This is a genomic window from Paraburkholderia sp. Cy-641 (genome assembly GCF_011752945.1).
In the GTDB taxonomy this organism is placed as follows: Bacteria; Pseudomonadota; Gammaproteobacteria; order Burkholderiales; family Burkholderiaceae; genus Paraburkholderia.
This window is the reverse complement of the sequence record NZ_VWWM01000032.1, coordinates 36,450-61,350: the sequence shown is the minus strand read 5'-3', so window position 1 is coordinate 61,350 and position 24,901 is coordinate 36,450. Positions and strand designations below refer to the sequence as shown.

Below are 24,901 nucleotides of genomic sequence, written 5' to 3'. Positions count from 1 at the left end.
CGCTGAAAACATTCGACGGCGACGCTGAAGGCAGCCCATTGGAAACAGCGGTCGACTCTGGCATAGGCACCCTGATTCAATGACAAACAGACATGACACGGTCTCCCTCATCGGGGCTGACCACACGAAAAGACTGTAGCGGCGCGAACCGGATTGAGGAAGTCGCTACAGCCGATCACTATGTGTAATTCCGATCACCCCGCCGCCGCCCGTCCTGTACGCTCACGGGCATGCGATCGCGGCATCAGTCGCCGGCCTTTTCCCGGGCCGCGTTGTGAAGGTGCATCTTGAGAAAATTGGCCGCAGCCTCGCGCTGGTCGGACAGCAGAAGATCGATCAAGGTCAGGTGCTCGCGGCAACGTCTCTCCGCCTGATTGCGATCGACGGCTTTCCGATACTCCATCAGGCGACGCAACCGGTCGAGACGCCGCAGGCCATCGAGAATGAACGCATTGCCCGAGCAGGCGGCAATGGTTTCGTGCAGCCGGCTATTCGCGTCGAACAGCGCGGCGGGCGAAGCCGTGCGCACCTCACCGTTGACGAGCGCCTCCTGCTCCGCACGGCATTGCAGCAGAGCCTCGCGATCGAGCCGAAAAGTCGGCTCCAGAATGCCGGCCGATTCGATCAGCAACCTGTAGCGATAGCCCTGCCGATAGGTTTCGGCCGAAGTCAGCATCGGCAGGAACATCCAGCCGTGCCCGGGCCGCCGTTCGATCCAGCCCTCCTGCGCCATGCGGCGCAGGATCGCATTCAGTTGCGCGCGGGTCACGCCGTAACTGCGCATCAACGCGTTTTCCGTGAAGCGGTCGGCCAGCTTGCCGGCCAGCCGGTCTTCGGCGATCGCGAGATAGACCGCTTCGTCATCGCCGGCGGCGGCCATCTCACCGGCGTCGGCCGACCTGCGGAATGCCGCTTCCGAGACGGCATAGCCGCCGTCGGGATGCGCCATGACGATCTCCTGCACCGCAAGGCGCTTCAAGGCTTCCCGCACCGGCGAGCGCGACACGTTGAACTGCTCCGCGAGGGTCCGCTCGGGCAGGCGTGTCCCGGGTTCGATGCCGGCAACGCGAATGTGCTGATGAATATGTGCCGCGAGCGCATCGGCTAATGGGCGGCTCATTCTGTCGTCCAGAGTAATAGATTTGCCGGGGATTGTAGCATGCCACTATCAGGTATTTTGATTGATAAATATACCTCTCTCACCGCTTTGCCGACCGAACAGGCTTTCAATGCACCTCCATGCCACTGCATATTTCTCGGGATATTCTGCGCGATAGCACCGTAGCGACCATAGAACGGGTATACCCCAGTGGTACAAATCATCTTCAAAAGACCAATCGAATGGTATATTGAAAAAACAAAATACCAAACAGATTTCATGTGCGGCAACCCGCGCACGCACGGAAACGGAACCCTCATCGAAAGGCAAACCTTCATGTTTCGCACCTTGAATCCGGCCACCGAATCCGTCGTGGCAACGTTCGACGCCGCTTCGCCGGCCCGCATCGAACAGGCGCTCGACGACGCCGTCGCCACTCAGCGGCCGTGGTCGCAAGTGCCGATCGCGCAGCGCGCGGCAGTCGTCGCGCGCATCGGCGAAGTACTGCTGCGTCGCAAGGAAACGTTGTCGCAACTGATTACGCTGGAGATGGGCAAGCCCATCGTCGAGGCCGAAGCCGAGATCGAGAAGTCGGCCGCGACCTGCGGGTTCTATGCCGCCAACGCGGCGCAGTTCCTCGCCGACGAACCGGTCGCCAGTGCCACGGGCAGCCAGATCGTCTACGACCCGCTGGGTGTCGTGCTCGCGGTCATGCCGTGGAATTACCCGATATGGCAGTTCATCCGCTTCGCCGCGCCCGCGCTCTGCGCCGGCAACGGGATCATCCTCAAACACGCCGGCAACGTGCCGCAATGCGCGCTTGCGATCAACTCAGTATTCGCCGATGCCGGTGTGCCGCCGGGACTCGCTGCGTCCCTGCTGATCCAGCCCGAGAACGTGGCGGCACTGATTAGCGACTCGCGAATCGCCGCGGTCACGCTGACCGGCTCGACCGCGGTCGGCAAGCTCGTCGCCTCGCAAGCGGGCGCCGCCATGAAAAAGCAGGTACTCGAACTCGGCGGCTCCGATCCCTTCATCGTGCTGGCGGACGCGGATGTGGAGCGCGCCGCGCAAGCGGCCGTCAAGGCACGCTTTTCGAACACCGGTCAAAGCTGCATTTCCTCAAAGCGCTTCATCGTCGACGCAGCCGTTGCGGACCGCTTCGTCGAGTTGTTCTGCGCCGGCGTGGCTCAACTGAAAGTCGGCGCCCCCACCGATCGCAGCGTAACCATCGGGCCGCTCGCGCGCGCCAATCTTCGCGACGAGCTGCATCGCCAGGTTGAACTGAGCGTTGCCGCTGGTGCCGTGCTAAAGACCGGCGGACAGCCGCTGCCGGGCCAGGGCTTTTTCTACGCGCCGACCGTTCTCGACCACGTGACGCCCGACATGGCCGCCGCTCGCGAGGAAACCTTCGGCCCCGTTGCGGCGGTCATGCGGGTCAAGGATACCGATGCGGCCATCGCGCTGGCGAACGATACGGAGTTCGGTCTCGGCGCCGCGCTCTGGACCACCGACCTGACGCGGGCACAGCAACTCGTGCGGAAGATCGAGGCGGGCGCCGTTTTCGTCAACAGTGTGGTGGCGTCCGACGCGCGGCTGCCGTTCGGCGGCATCAAGCAGTCCGGTTACGGGCGCGAACTCGGCGCCGTCGGCATGCGTGAATTCACCAACATCAAGACCGTCTGGATCAATCCGGCTCGCTGAGCCCGATCCACCTTCAGGAGAACATCATGACGATCAAAACACCATCGGGCGCGGCCCTGCTGCGCCCCGAAGACCTGCCGCGCTACGATCGCGGCGGCGGCGCGAGCACGACGCCGCTCGTCGGCAAGAACGTCGGGTCCGCGAGCTTCATCACCGGGTACACGTCGTTCGAGCCGGGCATGGAAATCCCGTTTCACAGCCATAACTGCGAGGAAAGCGTGGTGCTGGTCGAGGGCGATGCGATCCTCGACATCGACGGGCTCGAATACCGTTTGAAGCCGCTCGATACGACCTTTATTCCGCCGAACGTGCCGCATCGCTTTCGCAACATGTCGAAGACGAATCCCATGAAGATCCTCTGGATCTACGCGCGGCTCGATGCCACCCGCACGCTCGTCGCCAGCGGCGAAACGCGCCCCGTCTCGGCCGAACATCAGACTCCCTCTCCCTGAGCGTCAACATCCGCCATGCGTATTCTCGTTTGTCCCGGCGACGGTATCGGTCCCGAAATCATCGCCGCCTCCATGACCGTTCTCGCCCAGGCCGATCGCGTGTTCGATCTGCGTTTGCAGTACGACGTCGAAGACATCGGCTTCGCGAGCCTCGCAAAATACGGCACGACCCTCAGGCCGGAAGTACTCGAAAAAGCCGCCGGCTACGACGGCCTGATTCTCGGCACCATCTCGCACGCCGACTACCCGCCGCCGGATCAGGGCGGCCGCAATGTCTCGGCGGCATTCCGCTGCGATCTCGATCTGTACGCGAATATCCGCCCGGCCCGTACGCGCCCGTTTCTCAGCTCGAACCTTCGCGAAGGCAGGCAGATGGATCTCGTCATCATGCGCGAAGCGACGGAGGGCTTCTATCCCGATCGCAACATGCATCTCGGCTGGGGCGAAATGATGCCGTCGAAGGATATGGCGCTGTCGGTCCGCAAGATTACGCGCCATTGCAGCGAGCGCATCGCGCGGCGCGCTTTCGAACTGGCCATGAAGCGCAAGCGGCGCGTCACCGCGATTCATAAGGCCAACAGCTTCCACATGACCGACGGCCTGTTCCTCGAATGCGTGCGCAACGTGAGCAAGGATTTTCCGGAAGTCGAATTCGACGATCTTCTGATCGACGCCTCGACCGCGCACCTGGTGCGCTCGCCGGAACGCTTCGACGTGATTGTCGCGACTAACTTCTACGGCGACATCCTGAGCGACCTCGCGGCCGAATTGTCCGGCAGTCTCGGGCTGGCCGGCTCGGTCATGGCCGGAGAAACGCTCTGCTGCGCACAGGCCCAGCACGGTTCCGCACCCGACCTCGAAGGCAAGGACACCGCCAACCCGACCTCGATGATGCTGTCGGTCGGCATGCTGATGCGCTGGATCGGCGAACGACGCCGGCTGGCGAACTTCGTGGCAGCCGCAACGGCCATCGAAGCCGCCGTGGACGCCACGCTCGAAAACCCGCTGACTCGCACGGCGGACCTGGGCGGCACGATGGGTTGCAGCGCTTTCGGCAAGCAGGTCGCGCAAGCGCTCGCTGGCGCGTAATCAGGCCAGAGAACGTCGCTCGCCACTCGTACAGGACTGCATCAAGCAGGCAAGCGGGAGAGCCTTTCATCGGGAGCGCACGGCAACGCAAGCGGTCGTGTGCCTCGCCAGGAAAAAGACGCAGCAATAGCGGAGAACGGAAGATGCAAGTCGAATCGATCGGGCGAAATGGCGTTCACACGGCCCAGGAAGCAAGAACCGAGATACAGCGAAGTGCGCTGCGCAAGAATACGTGGCGCTTCATGCCATTGCTTCTGGTCGCGTTCATCATCAACTATCTGGACCGCACCAGCGTCGGTTACGCGGCCCTGACGATGAACTCAGACCTGCGCCTGACGCCCGCGCAGTTCGGATGGGGCGCCGGCATCCTGTTTGCCGGCTATTGTTTTTTTGAAATCCCGAGCAACCTGGCCTTGCATCACTACGGGGCCCGGCGCTGGCTCGCCCGCATCATGATTACGTGGGGACTCGCCGAAGCGGCGACCTCGCTCGTGCAAGGCCCGACCAGTTTCTACATCATGCGCTTCCTGCTCGGTGTCGCCGAGGCCGGTTTCTTTCCCGGGGCCACGCTGTTTCTTTCGTGCTGGTTCCCGCCACGGGAGCGAGTACGCGTGCAGGCGCTGTTCGCGCTCGGCATTCCGCTGTCGGCGATCATCGGCGCGCCGCTGTCGACCTCCATTCTGCGGTGGGGCGGATTCGCGGGGATGCATGGCTGGCAGGCCATGTTTATCATCGAGGGCTTGCCGGCCGTGCTCGTCGGCTTCGTCGTGTACGCCGTCCTGCGGAACAAGCCGGAAGACGCCCACTGGCTGACACCGGACGAGCGGACCGAACTCGCCCAGATGCTCAATGAAGGCACGGGTCAGCACATCAAGAAAGACCTGACCTCCGCCTTGAAGGACCCGCGCGTTCTCATGCTGGCGGCCATTCAGTGCGGCTTCGTGCTGGGCGGCTATGGGGTGGGAGTGTGGCTGCCGCAAATCCTGCGGGGCCACGGCCTGCGGCTGTCGGAAATCGGCCTGCTCGCCACCATCCCGCCGCTCGCCTCCGCCTGCGTCCTGTTGACCTGGTCGTATGTCGTCACGCTCAGGGGGAGGCCCGTGACGAACCTCGCGATCATGTGCCTGATCGGCGGCATCGGCCTCGCACTGGCGGCGCACTTCAACTCGCTGGGGGTCGTCATGCTGGGCATCACCCTGACCTCCGCGTCAACCATCTCGGCCGTCGGCATTCTCTGGACGATCCCCACCACCTTCCTGAGCGAGCGGGCCGCGGCGGGCGGACTCGCATTCATCAATTCGATCGGGACACTCGGCGGCTTTGCGGGGCCGTACATCATCGGCATACTCAAAGAGACGACCGGTGCTTTCTCGGCCGGCATATGGGCGATGTCGGGTTTCCTGTTCGTCTCGGCGATTCTCGCCGCCGTCCTCGTGCGCCTCGTCGAGAGCAAGTAAATCGCGCCCGCTCCGATCGGCCTGATGATTCCCTACCCATTCCCATGCGCCTCGCCTACGACTTCAGAACCAGTAGTTTTCGAACAGCGGCAGAACTCGACGCATGGCATCGGCAAAGTTCCGAGCCGGCTCTCGACCCCGATCTGCCGATCGTCGATTGTCATCATCATCTTTGGCAGCGCAAGAACGGAGACTATCTCGTCGACGACTTTCTCGCGGACCTGACGACCGGCCACCATATTCGAGCGACCGTTTTCGTGGAAGGCGGCACCTCCTATTGCGAGCATGCAAGTCCGGCGTTGCGCCCCGTCGGAGAAACGCGGTTTGCGGTGGCATCCGCGCTCGCGGCGCCCGCGCGATGGCGTAACGCAATCTGCGCCGGCATTGTCGCGAGAGCCGACATGATGCTGGGCGACCAGGTGGTGCCGGTGCTGGAAGCGCAGCATGAAGCAGCGGCAGGCCGCTTGCGGGGCATCCGTTTCCCGATCCGCTGGGATGCAGCCGGCATCGGCATGTGGGGACAGACGTACGCGCAAGGACGCAGCACCGACCGATCCTTTCGCGCGGCATTCCGTCACCTTCGCGCGTTCGACCTGAGTTTCGATGCGTTCGTCTATCACCATCAGTTGAACGAAATCGCCGCTCTGGCGGGAAGTTTTCCCGAGACCCGCATCATCGTGAACCACGTCGGCGGTCCCTTGGGCGTCGGTCCTTACGAGGGCCAACGCGATGCCGTCTTTGCCGAATGGAAGTCGGGGCTCGCACAAGTCGCCGCGCATTCGAACGTGTATATGAAGCTGGGCGGACTCGGCATGCTATACACCGGCTTTCCATTCCATCTGAACGCGGTGCCCCCCGGCTCGGAAGTACTCGCACGCTCCTGGGCCCCGTATGTTCACGAATGTCTGCAAGCGTTCGGCGTGACTCGCTGCATGTTCGAAAGCAATTTCCCCGTGGACCAGCAGAGCGCGAGCTACGGTGTCGTCTGGAATGCATTCAAGCGCTTGACCGCGCGATGCTCGCCTGACGAGAAACGCGCGTTGTTTAGCGCAACGGCGGCCCACGCCTACCGTCTTGCGCTGAGTTGATTCGATTCATGCACTCAGAATTTATAGGAACTGGTCAAGAAAACCAGGCGGCCCGGATTGAGCGTGACGAAATCTACGTAGTACACAGCGTCCTGGTAAAGCGTGCGATTAAAGACGTTCTTGATGCCAAGAATGGTCGACCAGTTTTTGGTTTGATAATGCACATTCAGATCGGTCTGCATCTGCCCGGGAATCTTGTACACCAGCGGTTGCACCGGTATCTCGTAGCTGCTGCGCGCCTGCAGGCCGATGCCGGCCCCCCATCCCCGCAGATGCTCGGACTGCAGATCGTAGCTCAGCCACAGGCCGCCCATATGACGCACGGGTGGAGTATTGTTTGTCGGTAACTGCTGCCCAGTGGTGTACGTATAGTTGAACGTCAGGTTCAAGCCGGGCAGTACCTGGCCCGCCACATTTATTTCGGCACCCCGATAGGCTTCATTTTCCGCCGGAAGGTATCCGCTGGGAGATCCCGGTGCCGGATAGAACGTATTTGACATTGCGGTCCGAAATACGTCGGCCGTGACACTCAGTTGATCGTCGAGCAGATTGAGCTTGACGCCGGCCTCTACCGAACGCCCCAGTGCCGGCGGCACGAGCACGCCCTGAATCAGAGGACTGAATGTATTGGGAACGAAACTCCGGAAGGTGTTGGCGAAGACGGACACATCATCGCTCAACTGATACAGCACACCGATATTAGGCAACCAGGCCGATTGCGCCGGCTGACTGTTCGACCAGGAGGTTCCGCGCGCGAGACTCGCCAATACGCGCAGTCGCCCCCAGCTCATCTGGTCTTGCAGATACAGGTTGTTGAAGTACTGCCTTGAACTGATGTTGTAGAAATCCCCTGCGACCGGCGGGAGTGTCGGCGAAGGAAAAGGGGCGAGGACCCCGGAGGCGATTTCATTGATATTCGTCCGGTAAATCTGGTACTCCCCCCCGAACATCAGGCTATTCTTGACGGCGCCGATCTGGAATGCCGTTTTTATATGATTATCAGTTTCAATCGAAGATGAACTGGTGGTGTATGTCCCGCCCGAATAGGGCATTGATGTCAGGTCGTATCCGAAGGGGAAATAATTATTTTCACTCCAGTCATTGATATTCTGATACTGCGTCCGGCTCTCGACTTCCCAGTCATGCCCCAGTTTCTGTTTGATGTCATAAAACAGCGTGTCGGATTTAATGAACTGGTTGTCCGGAGGGGTAGCACGCGCGTCGAGTCGAAGCGGCCCATCCGGGCCGACAAAAGTAATGGCCGTGGCCGGGAGGTTCTGGGCCTGATGCTGATAGCCGACAACGATGTCCGTCCCCCCCGATTTCCAGCCCAGCGTCGGCGCCACATAGAACGTCCGGTTACCATCGTATCCGCCATAGCTTTCACCAGAACGCTCACCTGACACCACCAGCCGGTAGGTCAGATGGTTATCCGGCGTCAGTGGCCCGCCCAGATCGACTGCGCCCAGCCAGTCCCCATACGATCCCGTCTGAACGGTTAATTCGCGAACCGGGTCCGCGGTCGGCTGCTTCGTCACGATATTGACCACGCCGCCCGGATACATGACGCCGGCCACGATCGAATCCGCGCCCTTGATCACCTCGATCCGCTCGATACCGGCCATGGGAATCGAAAGCGCGGTCTGGTTCCCGCTGACGTCATTGATTCCGTTTCTCATGACATTGGCCGTGAAACCTCTGGAAATAACGGCCGCACTATTTCCCTGAGACTGGCTCACGATCGGCAAGCCGGCCATCTCGAGTGCGTCCAGAACCGATTGCGTCTGGTGGCTTTTGAGTTGATCCGCCGTAATCACCTGGATCGACTGCGGCGTTTCGCTAATCGGCGTGTCGGTACGCGTAGCGGTATTGCTCGAATACGCGAGGAAGCCCGTGTTATCCGAGGGGACATTGCCCGTTACCGTAATCGCCGGCAACACCGTAGCGGCATCCGTGGCACCCGTTGCCGCCTGTTTTGACGACGCCGAGATGACCCATGTCCCCTCCTGCTTCTGTTCGGCTTTGAGATTCGTGCCTTTGAGCAGTTGATCCAGCGCGTCATGGATACTCAGCGTGCCCGACACCGCCGGCGCCATGCGATTTGCCACCGATGCGTCCGACGCAAGAATGTTAACTTTGCCTTGCAGGGAGAGCTTCGCCAGTGCTTCCGACAAGGGCAATGCCGGCAAATCTATTTTCACCGTTTGCGCATTCGCATATCCACTCGCAACCGACAGACAAGCCACGGCGACATAGTGCTTCCATGTTGTTTTTCTCGACGTCTGTTGCTTCATGGTTTTCTTGTAGCGTGTTTGAAAATTCACCACCTCAGCGACGAACCCGAGCGTTGCCGCCTTGTCCGTCAACGCCAGGCGATCGTATCCCCCTCGACAAACACCTGCCTCCCTTGCGGCCGGTGCCGTCTGACGATCCCGAGGTTCTTTTTCCACGTCCCGCATTTAAACCACATCCGGGAACAATTTTCAAATGCGCTACAGGAAAAATGGCGCCTTGATTCGCATCAAGGCGCCATTTTTATCGGCTTCGGCGGCCACGCGCTAAAGCCGATGCATCTTGCCGGTCTATCTATTTGCTGGAAGGAACGGCGCCTGCCGCACCGGCCTCGTCGCGCGCAGCGGCTGCCTGCCGCCGCTCCTCGCTCTCGAGCCTGAACGCGCGCCGCCCCGTGCGCGTGCCCACGACCAGCACGAACGACAGTACGGTCGTACCGACCAGATAAGCCGGCGGAACGAACCGGGCATCGGTAAAGCGCGAGACCACCGAGATATAGAATGGCGCGAGCCCGCCGAACAGCATCACGCCGATGTTGTAGGAGATCGCCACGCCCGTCGAGCGGCCCTGCACCGTGAAGAGCCTCACCAGCATGCCCGGATGCGCGGCGCCTTGCAGCGTCACGAACAGAATGCCGACCAGTTGCACGAGTATCAGCCGCGTCGCCGTGGGCGTGGCCAGCAGGAACCAGAACAGCGGGAACACGCAGATCAGCCAACTGCCGATAAAGAAGCAGAACACCCGGTACGGTCCGACACGATCGGCCAGCGCGCCGAATACCGGCGACAGCACGCACGAGATGATGCTCGTGACGAACACCGCCTGCAGCGAGGAACTGATCGGCAGATGCAGCTGGCTTTGCGCGTAGTGCGGCAGGTACGCATGCCACACATAGAGCAGCGACGTGCCGCCCATGATGATGCCGATCGCGCAAACGAGCGCGTCGCCATTCTCGCCGACGAAGTCGCGTAGGCGGCGACCGAGCGGCAGACGCGCGACGGCATTCGCCTGCATCTGACGGAACTCCGCCGACTCCCCGACGCTATGCCGGATGTAGAAACCGAACGGCCCGACCAGCGCGCCGACCAGGAACGGCAGGCGCCAGCCCCAGGCCAGCATGGCCTCGTGCGACAGATGCCGCGACAGCAGATAGCTGCACCCCGAAGACAGGATGGCTGCGATTCCCCACGTCAGCATGTTGAAACTGCCGTAGAACATCTTCTTGCCCGGCGGCGCCATTTCGTAAATCGTCACCGACGAAAGCGCGAACTGCGCGCCGACCGCGAAGCCCTGCACCAGCCGTCCGGCCACCACCAGCAGCGGCGCGGCGATGCCGATCGCGGCATAGCCCGGCGTCAAACCGAGCAGCAGCGAACCGACCGACATCGCCACCATGATCATCGACAGGGCCTTGACCCGGCCGGCCCGGTCCGCGTACATGCCCATCACGGCGCCGCCGATGGGCCGCACCAGAAAGCCGACGGCAAACGTCGCGAACGTGAGCAACAAGGATTCGGCGCGACTGACGCCGACGAAGAACGTCTGTGCGATCAGCGTCGAAAAGTAGCCGTACACCATGAAGTCGAACCATTCGAGCATGCCGCCGACTATGGTCGATACGATGACTTTCCGGAGCTTGCTGGTTTCGCTGTTTTTATCATTGGTCATATGACGGGCCTCCACCGTGCATCGTGCGAAATACCTTATAAAGAATGAGAAAACGCCTAGAAGCCCGCGGCGAGTCCGTCGCGCCGCGAATCGCTCGCGGCCACGTAGCCGCGCTCCGGGTCGTTGCGATCGAGCCTCCAGATGAACTGGCCCGAACCGAAGTCCATATACGGGTCGTTCATGCTCTTGATCTGATGGCCGCGTTCGCGCAGCCCCTGCACGGTCGCGGGATCGAGCGTCGCTTCGAGGTCGAGCGTGAAGTCGCGGTTGATCTTCCAGCGCGGCGCATCGCATGCGGCCTGCGGCTGCTGGCCGTAGTCGAGCATGCGCACCACGGTTTGCAGATGGCCTTGCGGCTGCATGTCGCCGCCCATCACGCCGAAGCTCATCACCGCTTCCTGCCGGCCATCGACCTGCTGCGTGAGGAACGCCGGAATGATGGTATGAAACGGCCGTTTGCCGCCCGCCACCACGTTCGGCGATTTCGGGTCCATCGAAAAGCCCCAGCCGCGGTTATGCAGCGCGATACCGGTGCCGGGCACCACCACACCGGAGCCGAAGCCCATGTAGTTCGACTGGATGAAGCTGACCATCATGCCGCGCTCGTCCACGGCCGACATATAGATCGTGCCGCCCGAGGCGGGCATGCCGAAGCCGAAATGCGTCGCGCGCTTCGGGTCGATCAGCTTCGCGCGCGATTCGAGGTAAGCGTCGTCGAGCATCTGTTCGGGCGTGACTTCCATCGAACGCGGGTCGGCCACATAGCGATAGATGTCCGCGAACGCGAGCTTCATCGCTTCGATCTGCAGATGCTGCGAATCGACGCTGTCCACCTTCAGCGATTTCACGTCGAACTGCTTGAGAATGCCGAGCGCGATCAGCGCGGCAATGCCCTGCCCGTTCGGCGGAATCTCGTGCACGGTATGGCCGCGATACTCCTTGCCGATCGGCTCGACCCAGTCCGCGCGACAGTTGCGCAGATCGTCCAGCGTCATCGCACCGCCGCACTCGCGCGAAAACGCGGCGATGCGCTCGGCAATCTCGCCTTCGTAATAGGCGCGCGGACCCTGCTCCGCGAGCAGGCGCAAGGTCGCCGCGTGGCCCGGAAAGCACACGCGCTCGCTGACCTCGGGAGCGCGTCCATGCGGCATGAACGTGCCGGCAAAACCGGGCTGATTCTGCAATTCGGGAATCGCGGCATTCCACTTGCGCGCCACCACCCCGGCCACCGCGTGGCCGCGTTCGGCGATTTCGATGGCCGGCTCCATCAGATCGGCGAACGGCAGCGAACCGAACTTCGCATGCAAGGCTTCCCAACCGGCGATCACGCCCGGCACTGTCGCCACGTCCCAGCCGCGTCGGGGCCGTTTCGCGATGCCGTTTTCCTCGCCGTAGCGGCTGCGGAAATAGTCGAGGTTCCACGCGGCGGGCGCCGCGCCCGACGCGTTCAGGCCATGCAGCTTCTGGCCGTCCCACACGAGCGCGAACGCGTCGCCGCCCAGGCCGCACGAGACCGGCTCGACCACGGTGATGGCCGCCGCCGCGGCGATGGCCGCGTCGACGGCGTTGCCGCCCTTCCACAGCATGCGCAGGCCGGCCTGCGCGGCGAGCGGATGCGAGGTCGAAACGATGTTGCGGGCGAACACGGGCGAGCGCGGTGTCGGATACGGGTTTTGCCAGTTGAAGCGCGTCATGGAGAAGAAAACCGGTTGGCGATAAAGCAATGACGAACGGCCAGAAGGGTCAGAAAGGCCGGATGGTGCAACGCTGCCGTCGGGCTCAGGCGGCTCTCGCCGCTGCTTGAGCAGGTGCCGAAGCAAGCGCCGGCGCGTCCAGCGGCGCCGCCACGAACTGGTAGAGATCCTTAGGATTCTCGGGCGCCGGAATCAGATCGATATCGCGGCCGATACCGTACTGGTTCGCGGCATCGCGCAGATAGCGCAGCGCCGAGAAATCTTCGAGCGCGAAGCCCACCGAATCGAACACCGTCACTTCCGAGGCGCTCGTGCGCCCCGCCACCTCGCCCGACAGCACGCGCCACAGCTCGATCACCGGGAATTCCGGCGGCAGTTGCTGGATATCCCCTTCGATGCGCGTTTGCGGTTCGAACTCGACCACCACGCGCGCGCCGGTCAGCACGTCCGCATGCAGTTCGGTCTTGCCCGGGCAGTCGCCGCCGACGGCGTTGACGTGCATGCCCGGCTCGATCATGTCGGGTGTGAGAATGGTCGCGTTGGTCTTGTCGGCCGTCACGGTGGAGACGATGTCGGCGCCGCGCACGGCCTCGGCCGCGCTCGCCGCGCGCACGAGCTTCAGCCCCGGCACGTCGGCGAGATTGCGCATCAGCTTGTCGGTGGCCGCCGGGTCCACGTCGAAGAGACGCACTTCCTCGATGCCGAGCATCGCGCGAAACGCGAGGATCTGGAATTCGCTTTGCGCGCCGTTGCCGATCAGCGCCATCGTGCGCGAGTCGGGTCTTGCCAGCGCCTTCGCGACGAGCGCGGAGGTTGCCGCCGTGCGCAGCGCCGTCATGATGGTGAATTCGCTGAAGAGCACGGGAAAACCCGTCTCCACTTCCGCCAGCACGCCGAACGCCATGACGGTCAGCATGTTGATGCGGGTGTTCTTCGGATGGCCGTTCACGTACTTGAAGCCGTAGAGCGTCGAGTCCGACGCCGGCATCAGCTCGATCACGCCGCCCGGCACATGGTTCGCCACCCGGGCGGACTTCTCGAATTCGTTCCAGCGCAGGTAGTCCGCGCGAATGTACTCGGCCATCTCCGTGATGAGCCGTTGCGTGCCGACCGATGCGGCCAGATGGCGCATGTCGCTTACGTCGATATATCTAGTCATGTTCTCACTCGTCAGTCTGGTGCGATGGTTCAGGATCAGGCGCCCAGCAGATAGCCGCTGCGCAGGGTCTTTTCTCCGGTCACGCGGCCAAGCGGATCGCCCGCCCGCACGTAGCGCACGTCGCGCCGCATGTAGAACACGCCGCTCGTGCTGCTATGCACGGCCGTGCGCGTGCCCTCGACCGGATCGACGACCACGAACATCTCGTCGCCGGCCTGCACGTGCGCGCCCTCTTCCACGCGATGCAGCAGCACGCCCGTGGCCGGCGCGTAGAACTGCTCGCTGCCGGCGAGCGGCGTGGCGGGATGCGGCAAGGGCGGCAGCGGTTCGACCGCTGCGTCGATCATGCCCGCATAGGTCAGGTACGAAATAATTGCTTCGGCATCCTGCCGAGCCAATTCGTCGCTGACGTCGCGTTGGCCGCGATGCTCGATCGTCACCGAAACGCATCCGTTGGGAATCGGATAGCGCCCGCGAAAGCGCTCCTGCAATTGCCACCATGTGAGGCTGTGCGCCTCGTCGAACGACTGGCCGCCGGAATCGAACGCCAGCAGCGAGGCCCGCGCGCCGAGATAGCGTGCGAGCGGCTCGGCCTCGTTCCAGATGGCCTCGCCCGTGTAGATGTGCATGGCCGCCTCGCGCGAGCAATGCAGGTCGAGCACGATGTCGGCGTCGATCGAGAGCTGCATGAGCGTGCGCTGCAGGTCGTCCACGGGGTGGCGCGGCGCGGCCTTGTCGAGCAGTTCGCGCCAGGCTTCGCGCACCACTGCGCGGTTGTGGAGCGCGTCGCCGTTCAGCCGGCCTTCGATGGCGTCGCCAATCTGCGCCGCGAGCATCGGAAAACCGCGATTGAAGTTGCGGCCGCTCGCCAGGTCGAAACGGCCAAGCGGATAGCCGAGCACGGCCTGGCCGAGCCCGATCGGGTTGGCCACGCTCAGCACCACGCACTCGGCGCGCAGGCTGCCCGCTTCCTCGAGTGCCCGCAGGCGCGTCTTCAGCCACGCGGCGACCAGCATGCCGGGCACTTCGTCCGCATGCAGGCCGGCCTGCACGTAAACCTTCCTGCCGGTGCCCGACGGGCCGAAGCGATCAACATACAAATGATGCGCCGTACCGTCGGCGCCCGGCAGCAGCCGGTGAGTGTCGCGAATTGACATGGACCTGGAGTTCCTCGGTTGCGATGCGCGGCTGAAAAGGCAGCGCATCATGGATGACACCATCTTAAGTACGCGCGGCAAGCTCAGGAAGCCAGCTCCGGGCTATCGCGATCCACGATTCAGATCACTAGTATCCAGTTCGCATCTGGTTCGCATTGGGTTCGCGCCCGGTTCGCAAGCAGTTGGCATTTCGCTTGCATTCCGCGCGGGGCGCGCGCCCGCTGCGCTACGTCTTCGCGCCGCTCGTCACGCCACGCCGCAGGCGCGCGTAGGACGCGAGCATGCTCGCCAGCAGTTGTGCCGAGGTGGTGAGCGGCGACGCGCTGCGACGGGTCAGACAAATGTCGCCAGGGCTAAAGGTTTCGCGAACCGGAATCCGGATCAGCGAGCCGGAGAACAGCTTGAAATCGACCAGCACGCCGGGGTCCATCGTCAGATAGTCGGTTTCGCTCACGAAATAGAGCGATTCGAGCAGCGTCTCGGCCGTGATGACGATCTTCGGCACGCCGAGCCCGCGCTCCGAAAATATGCCGACGAGCCGGTTGGCGGCGAATCCGGTAATGCCTTCGCGTTTGAAGCCGATCCACTCGCAGTCGGCCAGCTCGTCGATCGAGGTGGCATTCGCCTTGGGATGCCCCGCGCGCGCGATCACGGCGGGCGACGAGCGATAGAGCCGGTCGATCTCGAGATCGGCATCGTCGATATCGGGCGAGAGCGGACAGAGCGCGAAGTCCAGACGGCCGTCGCGGATACGCTCCAGCAGCATCAGCGACGGGCCGCTCGAGATATGCACGAGCACGTTCGGATAGTCGGCCATGAAGCGCTTGAGCACCGGCATCAACAGATCGGCGAGCGGTTCCGAGGTCACGCCGAGCGCGATTCGCCCCGACGGCATGCCCTCGACCTCGCGGATGTCCTGCTCGATCCGTTCGCAGTTCTTGAGGATCGCGGTTGCGCGCATGAGCAGCATTTCGCCGAACGACGTGAGGCTGATGCCGAGATGCGAGCGCGTCAGCAGCGACACCGAGAGCTCGGCTTCGAGGCTCTGGATCGCATGCGTCAACGCGCTCTGCGCGATGCCGAGCGAACGGGCCGCGGCCCGGAAACTGCCCTGCTCGACCACGGTGCAAAATGCCTTCAGCTGGCCTAAGGTCATCTGAACTTCTCCATTGAGCGGATCGGCGGGCGCGCTGCCGGGTGCGGGTGCAGCGCGGTGTTGCGGTGGCCGCTCACCGGCGTGGACACAGACACCGGCACCGACGCAAACCGGGCGCACCGCCCGCAGGTCCGGCATCGGCCACGCACGGCGTCCTGGCCCGCCTTCAACGCAGCGCGACCGTGTGCGCCGCCGCGCCGTCCACGCGGGTCATCAGCGGCAGCGCGCCCTGCGCGCGATCCGGGTCGAAATAGGCGTCGTCGGGCTGGCGCGGCGGCGGCACCTCGCGCACCTGCACGCGAAATCCGCTCTCGCGGTCGCCCCGCAGTTCCGGCACGGCTCGCAGCAGGCGTCGCGTGTACGGATGACACGGGTCGTCGAACACGGCATCGCGAGTGCCCGCCTCGACGATATAGCCGCGCAGCATCACCAGCACATGCGAGGCGATCTGCTCGACCACGCCGAGATCGTGCGAGATCAGCAGGCACGCGAAGCCGTAGCGCGCCTGCAGCGACGTGAGCATGTCGAGCACCTGCTTCTGCACGGTCACGTCGAGCGCCGACACGGGCTCGTCCGCGATGATGACGGCGGGACGGCTCACCAGGGCGCGCGCGATCGCGACACGCTGCCGCTGGCCGCCGGATAGCTCGTGCACGAAGCGCTGCGCATGCTCGGCAAGCCCCACGTCGGCCAGTGCCGAGCGCACCCGTTCGTCGCGCTGCGCCGCGTCGAGCGTCCGGTCCGCGCGCAGCCCTTCGGCAACGAGTTCGCCCACGCGCATGCGCGGATCGAGCGACGAGTACGGGTCCTGAAACACGATCTGGATGGCGCGCCGCGCCGCCTGCAACGACTTCGGCCCGCCGTCGAGATAGGTCGCGCCATTCAGCAGCACGTTGCCCTCGGCCGGGTTCACGAGGCCGAGCACCGCCTTCGCGAGAGTCGTCTTGCCGCTGCCTGATTCGCCGACGATCGCGAGCGTTTCGCCGGCACGCAACTGCAACGACGTGGGAAAGACGGTGCGTACGCGCGCGGGCGCGCCACCGTGCGGCCGCAGCTTCGCGCGCAGCCAGTTCGCGAGAGTCGCGCGCGGCGCGGCGTAGTCGATCGCGACGTCGCGCATTTCGAGCACGGGTGGCACGCTTTCGCCTGGCGCTTCACCTGGCGCCTCACTTGGCTCATCACCTGGCGCTTCACGCGACGTGTCGGCAAGCGATGCAGTACGGCGCGGCAACGCATCGAGCAGCGCCAGCGTATAAGGATGCGAAGGTCGCGACAGCACGCGCGCGGCCGGCCCCGTTTCGACCGCGACGCCTGCGCGCATGACCAGCACGCTCTCGGTATAAGCGGCGACAAGCGCGAGATTGTGGCTGATGAAGATCAGCGCCGTTCCTTCCTCGCGCGTGAGTTCCGTCATCACGTCGAGCACTTCCTTCTGAACCACGCAATCGAGCGCGGTGGTCGGCTCGTCCGCCACTAGCAGCTTCGGGCGCAGCAGCATCGCCGAGGCGAGCATGATCCGCTGCCGCATGCCGCCCGAAAATTCGTGCGGATAGCGCTTCATGCAGTCTTGCGGATTGCGCACGCGCACCCGTTCGAGCATGACTTCCGCGCGGCGCACCGCTTCGTCGCGCACGAGTCCGCGCCTGCGCACCAGCGCCTCGGTCAGTTGCACGCCGATCCTGAATGCCGGATTGAGCGACACCATCGGCTCCTGAAACACCATGCCGATACCGACGCCGCGCGCCTCGCACCATTGCGCGCGCGTCTGCTCGCGCAACGAATGGCCGTCGAAGCGGACGTCGCCGCCCGCGATCCGCGCGGAGTCGGGCAGCAGCCCCAGCAGCGTCTTGCCGATCATCGTCTTGCCGCTGCCCGATTCGCCGACGATCGCGAGCGAACGGCCCACGTCGAGATCGAAGCTGACGGCATCCACGACTTTCTTCGGCGCGCCGCCCGGCACGTTGAAGGCGAGCGTCAGGTCGCGTACGCTCAGCAGCGGCGCGCCGGACCCGGGCAACGCGGACACGTCGGGCCGCGCCGTGTTCGAAACAGGCGCGCTCATCGCGTCACTCCTTTCATGCGTGGGTCGAGCAGATCGCGCAGCGCGTCGCCGAGCATGTTGATGCCGAGCAGCGCGAGCGAAATCGCCACGCCCGGAAAGATGGCAAGCCAGATCGCGCGGTCGATCGCATCGCGGCTGTCGGCCAGCATGCCGCCCCAGGTCGGCGCGGGCGGCGGCACGCCGAGGCCGAGAAAGCTCAGTGCGCTTTCCGCGAGCAGCGCCGAGCCGAACAGCGAGGTCGCGAAGACCAGTAACGGCGCGACCGTATTCGGCAGGACATGCCGCCACAAGGTCCACGCGCCGCCATTGCCCATCGCCTGAGAAGCGACGACGAAGTCGCGGCTGCGCAGCGAAAGCGTGCCGCTATGGGCGAGCCGCGTGACCGAGGGCGTGTAGGCCAGTCCGAGCGCCAGCACGACCGCGCCTTCCGAAGCGCCGAGCACGGTCATGATGCCGAGCGCGAGCAGCAGGCCGGGAAACGCCATCAGCGCATCGGTCAGCATCAGCACCAGCCGGTCAAACCAGCCGCCGACATAGCCCGACACGGTGCCGAGCGTCGTGCCGACGACGAGCGCGAACAGCACCGAGCCGATGCTGACCGTCACGCTGACGGCGGCGCCCGCCATCACGCGCGAGAGAACGTCGCGGCCGAATTCGTCGGTGCCGAACCAGTGGTGCAGGCTCGGGGCCGCATAGCGCGTAACGAGATCGACCGCGGTCGGATCGTAGGGCGTATAGACGAGACCGAGCAGCGCGGTCAGCACGAGCCAGCCCACCAGTACCGTGCCGATCGCGAGATTGAGCCGTTTGAACAGGGAGAGTTTCATTTACATTTTCAGGCGCGGATCGAAAACCGGATGCAGCAGGTCGACGATCAGATTGACGAGCACGTAGAGCAGCGCGATCACGAGCAGACAGCCTTGCACCACCGGATAGTCGCGCGCGTAGATGCTTTCGACGAGCAGACGGCCCATACCCGGCAGCGTGAAGACCGTTTCGATCACGGCCCCGCCCGCCAGCAGATGGCCGAGCACAAGCCCGATCACGGTGAGCGCCGGACCGAACGCATTCGGCAGCGCGTGGCGCATCAGCACGCGCGGCTCGGAAAGGCCCTTGGCGCGCGCGTGCGCGATGTATTCGAGCCGCAACACTTCGAGGCTGCTCGCGCGCATGATGCGGATGATTACCGCGATCTCGCCGAGCGCGACCGCCACCACGGGCAGCACGAGATAGCGCACGGTGCCCCAGCCCGCATCGCCGAAGCTCTGATAGCCGAAGGTCGGCAGCCAGTGCAGCTTCACGCCGAACACCCACATCAGCAGAATGCCGACCCAGAAGCTCGGCAGCGACACGAACAGGATCGCGGTGAAGACGATCGCGGGGTCCGCGCGCCGGTTCTGCGACCATGCCGCGATAAGACCTGCCGGAATCGCGATCAGGCTGGCCATGAACGTCGCGGCCAGCACGATCTCGGCGGTCACCGGAAAGGTGGTGGCGATCAGTTCGGAAACCGGCTGATGCCGCACGATCGACATGCCGAGGTCGCCATGCATCAGATGCGAGAGCCACAGCAGAAACTGATCGGCGACGGAGCGGTCGAGCCCGAACTGGTGACGCATCTGCGCGAGCAACGCCGGGTCGTTGATGTCGCCGAGCATCAGCGTGGCGGGGTCGCCGGGAATGGCGCGCATCATGCCGAACACGAGCACGGTGACGATCGCCACGGTCGGCACCGCCATTGCAATGCGCTTGAGTAGATAGGACACCATGCTGATCCTTAGTGCTTGATGATGTTGAACACGCGGATGCGCCGCATCGGCCACGAAGCCACGCCTTCGAGGCGGCTGCTTACGAGCAGCAGGTCCGGCGTGTAATACAGCATGATCATCGGCACATCGGCGATCATCATGGCGTGCAGCTGCTCGAAAACCTTCCTGCGCACGGTTTCGTCCGTCTCGCCTTGCAGGCTGCGCAACAGCGCGCGCGCCGCGGGGTTCTCCCATTGCGCCATCGGAATCTTGGTCTTGTCGCCGAGCACGTCGCTATACATCAAGGCCGGATCGAGACGCGCGGAGTAGTCGAACGCCATCATCTGAAAATGACCCGAATGAAAGTCCACTTCCTGCTTGCCCCATTCGACGATGTCGAGTTTCGTCGGGATGCCGGCCTGGGTCAGCAGCGATTGCACATACACCGCCAGCGTGTACATGGACTCGAAACTGCGGTTCGTCTCCAGCGTCAGCGGTTGTCCCTTGTAGCCCGCGGCCGCAAGCAGCTGCTTCACCTGCGCGAGATTCTTCGTGTAGCCCACCGCATCGGCCCGCGTGAACAGCGTGTTCGCGTCGGGCACGAGCGACGGGTTGTAGCGTGCGTGCCCGTCGGTCACCGCGTTGACGATGCCCGGCAGATCGAGTGCGAGGGCAATCGCGCGCCGGATGCGTACGTCGGAGAGCAACGGGTCGCGCGTCTGCATCAGCAGCGCGGCCGGATCGGTGCCGGGCCCGGTGACGAGACGCCAGCGCGGGTCCGGAGGCAGCACGCCGTTCTCGCCGACCGATGTCAGATCGATCTGGCCCGCGACCAGCGCCGACTTCTGCGCAGCCGCATCGGGAATCACGACGAAACGCACGTCGCCGTGCGCGAGCTTCGCGCCGGCGTAACCGCTGGACGGTTCCGGGCGCGGACGGTAGCCGGCAAACGGCTTGAGCAGCACATACTGTCCGCGCTTCCACTCCGAAAACACGAACGGACCGGTGGCCACGGGCTTGAGCCAGTGGCCGTCGGCATCGACGCTCGACGGACTCAGCACGGCGAGCGGACAGCGCGGATCAACCATGCGCGTCAGAAACAGCGCGTAGGGCCGATCGAGTTGGAACACCACCGTATGGGGGTCCGGCGTGCGGACCTCGACGACGCGCACGCCTCGGCTGCCGTCGTAGGCATTACGGCACTCGAAGCCGGAGCTGCGCTTCATCAGGAATTCGAAACTCCACTTGACCTCTTTCGAGGTCATCGGCGTGCCGTCATGAAACAGCACACCGTGGCGCAGATGGAACGTATAGGTCCGGCCATCGGGCGAAATGTCCCAGCTATCCGCGAGCATCGGCCCCACGCTCTGGTCGGCCCGCAAGGCGACCAGCGATTCGACGACGTTGCCGAGGATATTGTCGGTCGTGGTGTTGCGGGCGACGTTGCCGGGCATCGAGGTCGGCGTGTCCGCGACCTGGGCCACGCGAATCTCGCTTTGCGCCGCCGTGCTCATCTCGGCCATGGCGAGGGCCGGCAGCAGCCCGATATGCGCGCAAGCCAGCACGCCGAGCGCCGCCGCTGCGCGCCTTGCCGCAGTCAGACCCGCGAGCCTGCCTGCCCGGAAGCGGCGCGATGTCATAACGGTATCCCGAGCGATGTCCTGAGCAGGTGCCCTGCGCAAGCAAAAGAAAGCGGCCATGGCGCTGGCGTGCTGACATTCGAATCTGACATCCGGTCTCCTGATCGATATCCCTGTCGCGCCGGGCAAACCTGAGTGCCACGGTGTGCGGTGCGCGAGCGCGTTTATCGCGCCGCTGACGACGATGCTAAGCACACGGATAGGCGCAAGGAAGTCTGGTCAAAATATCGCGATCCATATTTCCGATCACCGGATGAAGCACACGCGTACCGCGAAGCCCAAAGCGGCAACGGCAAACGGAGGTCGGGAAAACTGCCGGGAAAGCCGGCGCGCTATGGCCGCGCTATGGCCGCGTTATGGTGGCGCCGGCAGCCTGCGTCGAGGCGACGACGGCTACGGGACCAGGTGCGAAAGAACGAGCACGAGCACGCTCGCGGTACGGAATCGACGCTGCGCCGGTCGAGCCGTCGAGTGAGCGGACTGGCGTGTCAGAGAATCTGCCGATGCGCCATGCGCGAGTACGAAATCATCATGGTGATGAGTTCCTGCATGACCGGCGTGGATGGCGCATTGCGCCTGCGAACGAGGCAGACTTCGCGCGGATCGAAACCTTCCTTGATCGGTATGGAAATCAGCGAGGATTTATACAGTTTGAAATCGACCAGCGCGCGCGGCTCAAGCGTCAGATAGTCCGTTTCCGAAACCATGTGCAGTGTTTCGAGCAGCGACTCCGCGGTAATGACGACCTTCGGAACCCCCAGGCCCTGCGACCTGAACAGGCTGACGAGCCGGCTCTCGGCTCCGCCGATGATATTGCGCGTCAGCAAGCCAATCCATTCGCAGTTAGCCAATTCCCGGATCGACGTTGCGGATGCCTTCGGATGCCCTTTGCGCGCGATGATGCCGGCGGTCGATTCGTAAAGACGCTCGATGTTCATGTCCGCATCGGTGACCTGCGGCGAGATGGGGAAGATCGCGAAATCGAGCCGGCCGTCGCGAATCCGTTCGAGCAATTGCAATGACGATCCGCTCGAAACATGCACGCGTACACGCGGGTAGCTCGCCATGAATCGCTTGAGCACCGGCAGCAGCACTTCCCCGAGCGGCTCCGATGTCATGCCGAGCGAGATCGTGCCGGTCGGTTCCCCGCTCAACTGCTGCATATCTTCGGAAACGCGATCGCAGTCGCTGATGATCGCCCGGGCGCGCGCCAGCAAACGCTCTCCATGCGGAGTCAGGCTAACGCCCTGATGCGAGCGGCTGAGCAGCGTAACGCCGAGTTCGGTTTCAAGACTCTGGATGGACTGAGTCAGCGTGCTCTGCGAGATGTCGAGAGAGCGTGAGGCCGCGCGAAATCCACCTTGATCGAATACCGTGCAAAAGACCCGAAGCTGATTCAACGTCATACGGAAGCCTGTTCAACCGAAGAGCGCCACTGAAGGGAGGACGTGCGATCGTAGCACATCGATCCGCGCCATCCGAGGTCCCGATCCGCTCGACGGCCGCGGCACTCCGCGTTCGCACCCACCCTCCCCGCGCGCCGCGATAGCGGCTCGCCAGGCGGACGATCAGGCCTATCGCGATCTCCAAAAGCAATCGTTATCGCCAATATGGCGTGGCAGACTCCATCCCAATACAAAGCCGGATGAGCGAACCGACAGAACCATCGCTCAGAACAGGCTGTCATCTTGGAGGCTGACAACGTCATGGTTCATCTCGTCGGACGAATTGCGAAAGCGATCTTCATGGATCGCCCCAAACAGGTACGCAGGTTCGCAATGGACTGCTCCGTGAATCGTGCGGGATTATCAAACCGGACCGCGTTTTTGACGAGAGGCAATCCGACCGGCTGCCTTTCGCCTGTCTCGCCGCAACGTTCCTAAGCAGGAAACGCCGCGTGGCGTAGCGTCCTGCACCGGACACACCCGCGCTCATTCCGATTCCCCGACCGGGAATCCAGCGTGCCCGGCCCCCCTTAACCTGCGTTCATGCGGACCTGGCATGCTCGCGCCTCGCAACGGCCGCCTCACAACGGTCATTACTTAGCCATACGAATCAATCAAGGCATTCCTGAATCACCACGACGATAGTCCATATTAAACTTGAGAAAAATCGCAATGAAAAAGACCCTACTTTCCGCATTGATCGGTGCGACCTTAAGCGGCAGTGCCTTTGCACAGAGTTCGGTAACGCTCTATGGCTTGATCGATAGCGGGTTCGTCATCAACAGCAATGCGGGCGGCAAGCGGCAGTTCGAGATGACGTCCGGCAATCTTCAGGGCTCGCGCTGGGGGATGACCGGCACGGAAGACCTGGGCGGCGGTCTGCAGGTACTCTTCAAGCTCGAGAGCGGTTATACCGTCAACAACGGTGCATTGGGCCAGGGCGGCGACCTGTTCGGCCGTGCCGCCTGGGTTGGCTTGCACAACGATCAATACGGCGCACTGCTGCTCGGCCGCCAGTACGACCCCGTCACCGTCAGCCTCGCCCAGTTCACGTCGGCCGGCGCCGCGGGCAACGGCGAAGTCACGGAATGGGCCGGCCCCTTCGGCGCTCACCCGGCCGACCTCGATAACCTCGGCGGCACCAATCGCACGAACAACTCGATCAAATACAATTCGCCGGACTTTCATGGCCTGACGTTCAGCGCGTTCTACAGCCTCGGCGGCGTGGCCGGCAATTTCACGCAGAATCAGATCTATAGCTTCGCATCCGTCTACCGGCACGGCGGCTTCGCGGCCGGCGTCGGCTATATGAATCAGCGCGATCCGAACTATTCGTACTGGGGCGACAAGCCGAGCAGCGCGACGGCAACGTCCGCCAGTTCCCTGAACATGTCCAGTCCGGTGATCAGCGGTCTCGCTTCGGCGGGGCTCATGCAGGGGATCGTGGCCGGTGCGCTGTATAACTTCGGCAGCGTGACGCTCAAAGGCGCCTATAGCAATGTTCGATATCAGGATCTCGGCCATGAGCCGGGCAATGGCCTGAATCCGCAGCACCTGAGCGGGGAAAGCATCTTCAATATCGGCGAAATTTCCGCGTCGTACCACCTTACGCCGGCATTCCAGCTCGGCGCCTCATACGCGCTGACGAACCGTTCGTCGGTGGGCGCGCTGGAGAACGCGACCTATAACCAGGTCAATCTGGCCGCCGACTATGCGCTGTCCAAGCGCACCGATCTTTATCTCGTCGCCATCTATCAGCACGCGAGCGGCCAGGACACGACCGGCAAGAGCGCGGTGGCGGCAATCGACGGGCTGACGGCGTCGTCGAATGATCGCCAGTTCGCCACCACGTTCGGTATTCGCCACCGCTTCTAAGCACTGCAACGTCGAGGCATGCCGGGCACCTGACGGCATGCGCCCGGTGCCCGGCATGGCCGGATGCCGGGGCTCAACACATCACGCGGCGATCACGTCACGGGTGCGTCGCGGAC

General features: G+C 63.6%; 18 protein-coding genes. 6 read left to right on the top strand and 12 right to left on the bottom strand.

Translation table 11 applies throughout. The features are described from left to right. Nucleotides 1-244 precede the first annotated feature (244 nt). Nucleotides 245-1,120, bottom strand: coding sequence for a GntR family transcriptional regulator (locus F3J20_RS32420; RefSeq protein ID WP_167284207.1), 876 nt, complete (start codon nucleotides 1,118-1,120; stop codon nucleotides 245-247). Nucleotides 1,121-1,435: 315 nt separating this feature from the next. Here F3J20_RS32420 and F3J20_RS19035 point away from each other — a divergent pair, with 315 nt between their 5' ends. The 5 genes from F3J20_RS19035 to F3J20_RS19015 all read left to right on the top strand — a co-directional run bounded on the left by F3J20_RS19035 (nucleotide 1,436) and on the right by F3J20_RS19015 (nucleotide 6,889). After that, nucleotides 1,436-2,803 (top strand): NAD-dependent succinate-semialdehyde dehydrogenase, encoded by a 1,368-nt coding sequence (locus tag F3J20_RS19035; protein ID WP_167284206.1) that lies wholly within the window; start codon nucleotides 1,436-1,438, stop codon nucleotides 2,801-2,803. 26 nt (nucleotides 2,804-2,829) lie between these two features. Next, the gene (locus F3J20_RS19030; RefSeq protein ID WP_167048900.1) at nucleotides 2,830-3,255 is read left to right on the top strand and encodes a cupin domain-containing protein; all 426 of its coding nucleotides are present in this window, start codon (nucleotides 2,830-2,832) and stop codon (nucleotides 3,253-3,255) included. 15 nt (nucleotides 3,256-3,270) lie between these two features. After that, on the top strand, nucleotides 3,271-4,344 hold the full coding sequence (locus F3J20_RS19025; RefSeq protein WP_167048902.1) for an isocitrate/isopropylmalate dehydrogenase family protein: 1,074 nt from the start codon (nucleotides 3,271-3,273) through the stop codon (nucleotides 4,342-4,344). A gap of 143 nt (nucleotides 4,345-4,487) precedes the next feature. Further along, on the top strand, nucleotides 4,488-5,801 hold the full coding sequence (locus tag F3J20_RS19020; RefSeq protein ID WP_167284205.1) for an MFS transporter: 1,314 nt from the start codon (nucleotides 4,488-4,490) through the stop codon (nucleotides 5,799-5,801). A gap of 44 nt (nucleotides 5,802-5,845) precedes the next feature. Further along, nucleotides 5,846-6,889 (top strand): amidohydrolase family protein, encoded by a 1,044-nt coding sequence (locus tag F3J20_RS19015; RefSeq protein WP_167284204.1) that lies wholly within the window; start codon nucleotides 5,846-5,848, stop codon nucleotides 6,887-6,889. 14 nt (nucleotides 6,890-6,903) lie between these two features. Here the strand turns inward: F3J20_RS19015 and F3J20_RS19010 are convergent, their stop codons facing one another. The 11 genes from F3J20_RS19010 to F3J20_RS18960 all read right to left on the bottom strand — a co-directional run bounded on the left by F3J20_RS19010 (nucleotide 6,904) and on the right by F3J20_RS18960 (nucleotide 22,871). Next, a complete protein-coding gene (locus F3J20_RS19010; protein WP_167284203.1) occupies nucleotides 6,904-9,348 on the bottom strand; it encodes a TonB-dependent receptor in 2,445 nt (814 codons plus the stop codon). A gap of 127 nt (nucleotides 9,349-9,475) precedes the next feature. Continuing rightward, the gene (locus F3J20_RS19005; RefSeq protein WP_167284202.1) at nucleotides 9,476-10,849 is read right to left on the bottom strand and encodes an MFS transporter; all 1,374 of its coding nucleotides are present in this window, start codon (nucleotides 10,847-10,849) and stop codon (nucleotides 9,476-9,478) included. Between the two features lie 56 nt (nucleotides 10,850-10,905). Continuing rightward, entirely contained in the window at nucleotides 10,906-12,543 is a 1,638-nt protein-coding gene (locus F3J20_RS19000; RefSeq protein WP_167284201.1) for a gamma-glutamyltransferase family protein, read from the bottom strand. An 85-nt stretch (nucleotides 12,544-12,628) separates the two neighbouring features. After that, nucleotides 12,629-13,702, bottom strand: coding sequence for an ornithine cyclodeaminase (locus F3J20_RS18995; RefSeq protein WP_167284200.1), 1,074 nt, complete (start codon nucleotides 13,700-13,702; stop codon nucleotides 12,629-12,631). A gap of 35 nt (nucleotides 13,703-13,737) precedes the next feature. Next, the gene (locus F3J20_RS18990) at nucleotides 13,738-14,859 is read right to left on the bottom strand and encodes a M14 family metallopeptidase (protein ID WP_167284199.1); all 1,122 of its coding nucleotides are present in this window, start codon (nucleotides 14,857-14,859) and stop codon (nucleotides 13,738-13,740) included. 226 nt (nucleotides 14,860-15,085) lie between these two features. Then, complete coding sequence (locus F3J20_RS18985; protein WP_167048916.1) at nucleotides 15,086-16,015, bottom strand: LysR substrate-binding domain-containing protein; 930 nt, start codon at nucleotides 16,013-16,015, stop codon at nucleotides 15,086-15,088. Between the two features lie 166 nt (nucleotides 16,016-16,181). Beyond that, on the bottom strand, nucleotides 16,182-18,077 hold the full coding sequence (locus tag F3J20_RS18980) for an ABC transporter ATP-binding protein (RefSeq protein WP_167284198.1): 1,896 nt from the start codon (nucleotides 18,075-18,077) through the stop codon (nucleotides 16,182-16,184). Then, nucleotides 18,074-18,904, bottom strand: coding sequence for an ABC transporter permease (locus F3J20_RS18975; RefSeq protein ID WP_167048920.1), 831 nt, complete (start codon nucleotides 18,902-18,904; stop codon nucleotides 18,074-18,076). Before F3J20_RS18975 ends, F3J20_RS18980 begins: the two co-directional genes overlap by 4 nt. After that, complete coding sequence (locus tag F3J20_RS18970; protein WP_167284197.1) at nucleotides 18,905-19,846, bottom strand: ABC transporter permease; 942 nt, start codon at nucleotides 19,844-19,846, stop codon at nucleotides 18,905-18,907. Between the two features lie 8 nt (nucleotides 19,847-19,854). After that, complete coding sequence (locus tag F3J20_RS18965; RefSeq protein ID WP_167284196.1) at nucleotides 19,855-21,465, bottom strand: ABC transporter substrate-binding protein; 1,611 nt, start codon at nucleotides 21,463-21,465, stop codon at nucleotides 19,855-19,857. Nucleotides 21,466-21,953: 488 nt separating this feature from the next. Continuing rightward, entirely contained in the window at nucleotides 21,954-22,871 is a 918-nt protein-coding gene (locus F3J20_RS18960; protein WP_167048926.1) for a LysR substrate-binding domain-containing protein, read from the bottom strand. Between the two features lie 711 nt (nucleotides 22,872-23,582). Here F3J20_RS18960 and F3J20_RS18955 point away from each other — a divergent pair. Continuing rightward, nucleotides 23,583-24,785: a porin gene (locus F3J20_RS18955; RefSeq protein ID WP_167048928.1), complete on the top strand. Its 1,203-nt coding sequence runs from the start codon at nucleotides 23,583-23,585 to the stop codon at nucleotides 24,783-24,785. The last annotated feature ends 116 nt before the right edge of the window (nucleotides 24,786-24,901 follow it).

What these genes read in the sequence shown, in the direction of transcription:
- F3J20_RS32420 (WP_167284207.1), bottom strand. Translation starts at nt 1,120, where the DNA reads ATGAGCCGCCCATTAGCCGATGCGCTCGCGGCACATATTCATCAGCAC.
- F3J20_RS19035 (WP_167284206.1), top strand. Translation starts at nt 1,436, where the DNA reads ATGTTTCGCACCTTGAATCCGGCCACCGAATCCGTCGTGGCAACGTTC.
- F3J20_RS19030 (WP_167048900.1), top strand. Translation starts at nt 2,830, where the DNA reads ATGACGATCAAAACACCATCGGGCGCGGCCCTGCTGCGCCCCGAAGAC.
- F3J20_RS19025 (WP_167048902.1), top strand. Translation starts at nt 3,271, where the DNA reads ATGCGTATTCTCGTTTGTCCCGGCGACGGTATCGGTCCCGAAATCATC.
- F3J20_RS19020 (WP_167284205.1), top strand. Translation starts at nt 4,488, where the DNA reads ATGCAAGTCGAATCGATCGGGCGAAATGGCGTTCACACGGCCCAGGAA.
- F3J20_RS19015 (WP_167284204.1), top strand. Translation starts at nt 5,846, where the DNA reads ATGCGCCTCGCCTACGACTTCAGAACCAGTAGTTTTCGAACAGCGGCA.
- F3J20_RS19010 (WP_167284203.1), bottom strand. Translation starts at nt 9,348, where the DNA reads ATGCGGGACGTGGAAAAAGAACCTCGGGATCGTCAGACGGCACCGGCC.
- F3J20_RS19005 (WP_167284202.1), bottom strand. Translation starts at nt 10,849, where the DNA reads ATGACCAATGATAAAAACAGCGAAACCAGCAAGCTCCGGAAAGTCATC.
- F3J20_RS19000 (WP_167284201.1), bottom strand. Translation starts at nt 12,543, where the DNA reads ATGACGCGCTTCAACTGGCAAAACCCGTATCCGACACCGCGCTCGCCC.
- F3J20_RS18995 (WP_167284200.1), bottom strand. Translation starts at nt 13,702, where the DNA reads ATGACTAGATATATCGACGTAAGCGACATGCGCCATCTGGCCGCATCG.
- F3J20_RS18990 (WP_167284199.1), bottom strand. Translation starts at nt 14,859, where the DNA reads ATGTCAATTCGCGACACTCACCGGCTGCTGCCGGGCGCCGACGGTACG.
- F3J20_RS18985 (WP_167048916.1), bottom strand. Translation starts at nt 16,015, where the DNA reads ATGACCTTAGGCCAGCTGAAGGCATTTTGCACCGTGGTCGAGCAGGGC.
- F3J20_RS18980 (WP_167284198.1), bottom strand. Translation starts at nt 18,077, where the DNA reads ATGAGCGCGCCTGTTTCGAACACGGCGCGGCCCGACGTGTCCGCGTTG.
- F3J20_RS18975 (WP_167048920.1), bottom strand. Translation starts at nt 18,904, where the DNA reads ATGAAACTCTCCCTGTTCAAACGGCTCAATCTCGCGATCGGCACGGTA.
- F3J20_RS18970 (WP_167284197.1), bottom strand. Translation starts at nt 19,846, where the DNA reads ATGGTGTCCTATCTACTCAAGCGCATTGCAATGGCGGTGCCGACCGTG.
- F3J20_RS18965 (WP_167284196.1), bottom strand. Translation starts at nt 21,465, where the DNA reads ATGACATCGCGCCGCTTCCGGGCAGGCAGGCTCGCGGGTCTGACTGCG.
- F3J20_RS18960 (WP_167048926.1), bottom strand. Translation starts at nt 22,871, where the DNA reads ATGACGTTGAATCAGCTTCGGGTCTTTTGCACGGTATTCGATCAAGGT.
- F3J20_RS18955 (WP_167048928.1), top strand. Translation starts at nt 23,583, where the DNA reads ATGAAAAAGACCCTACTTTCCGCATTGATCGGTGCGACCTTAAGCGGC.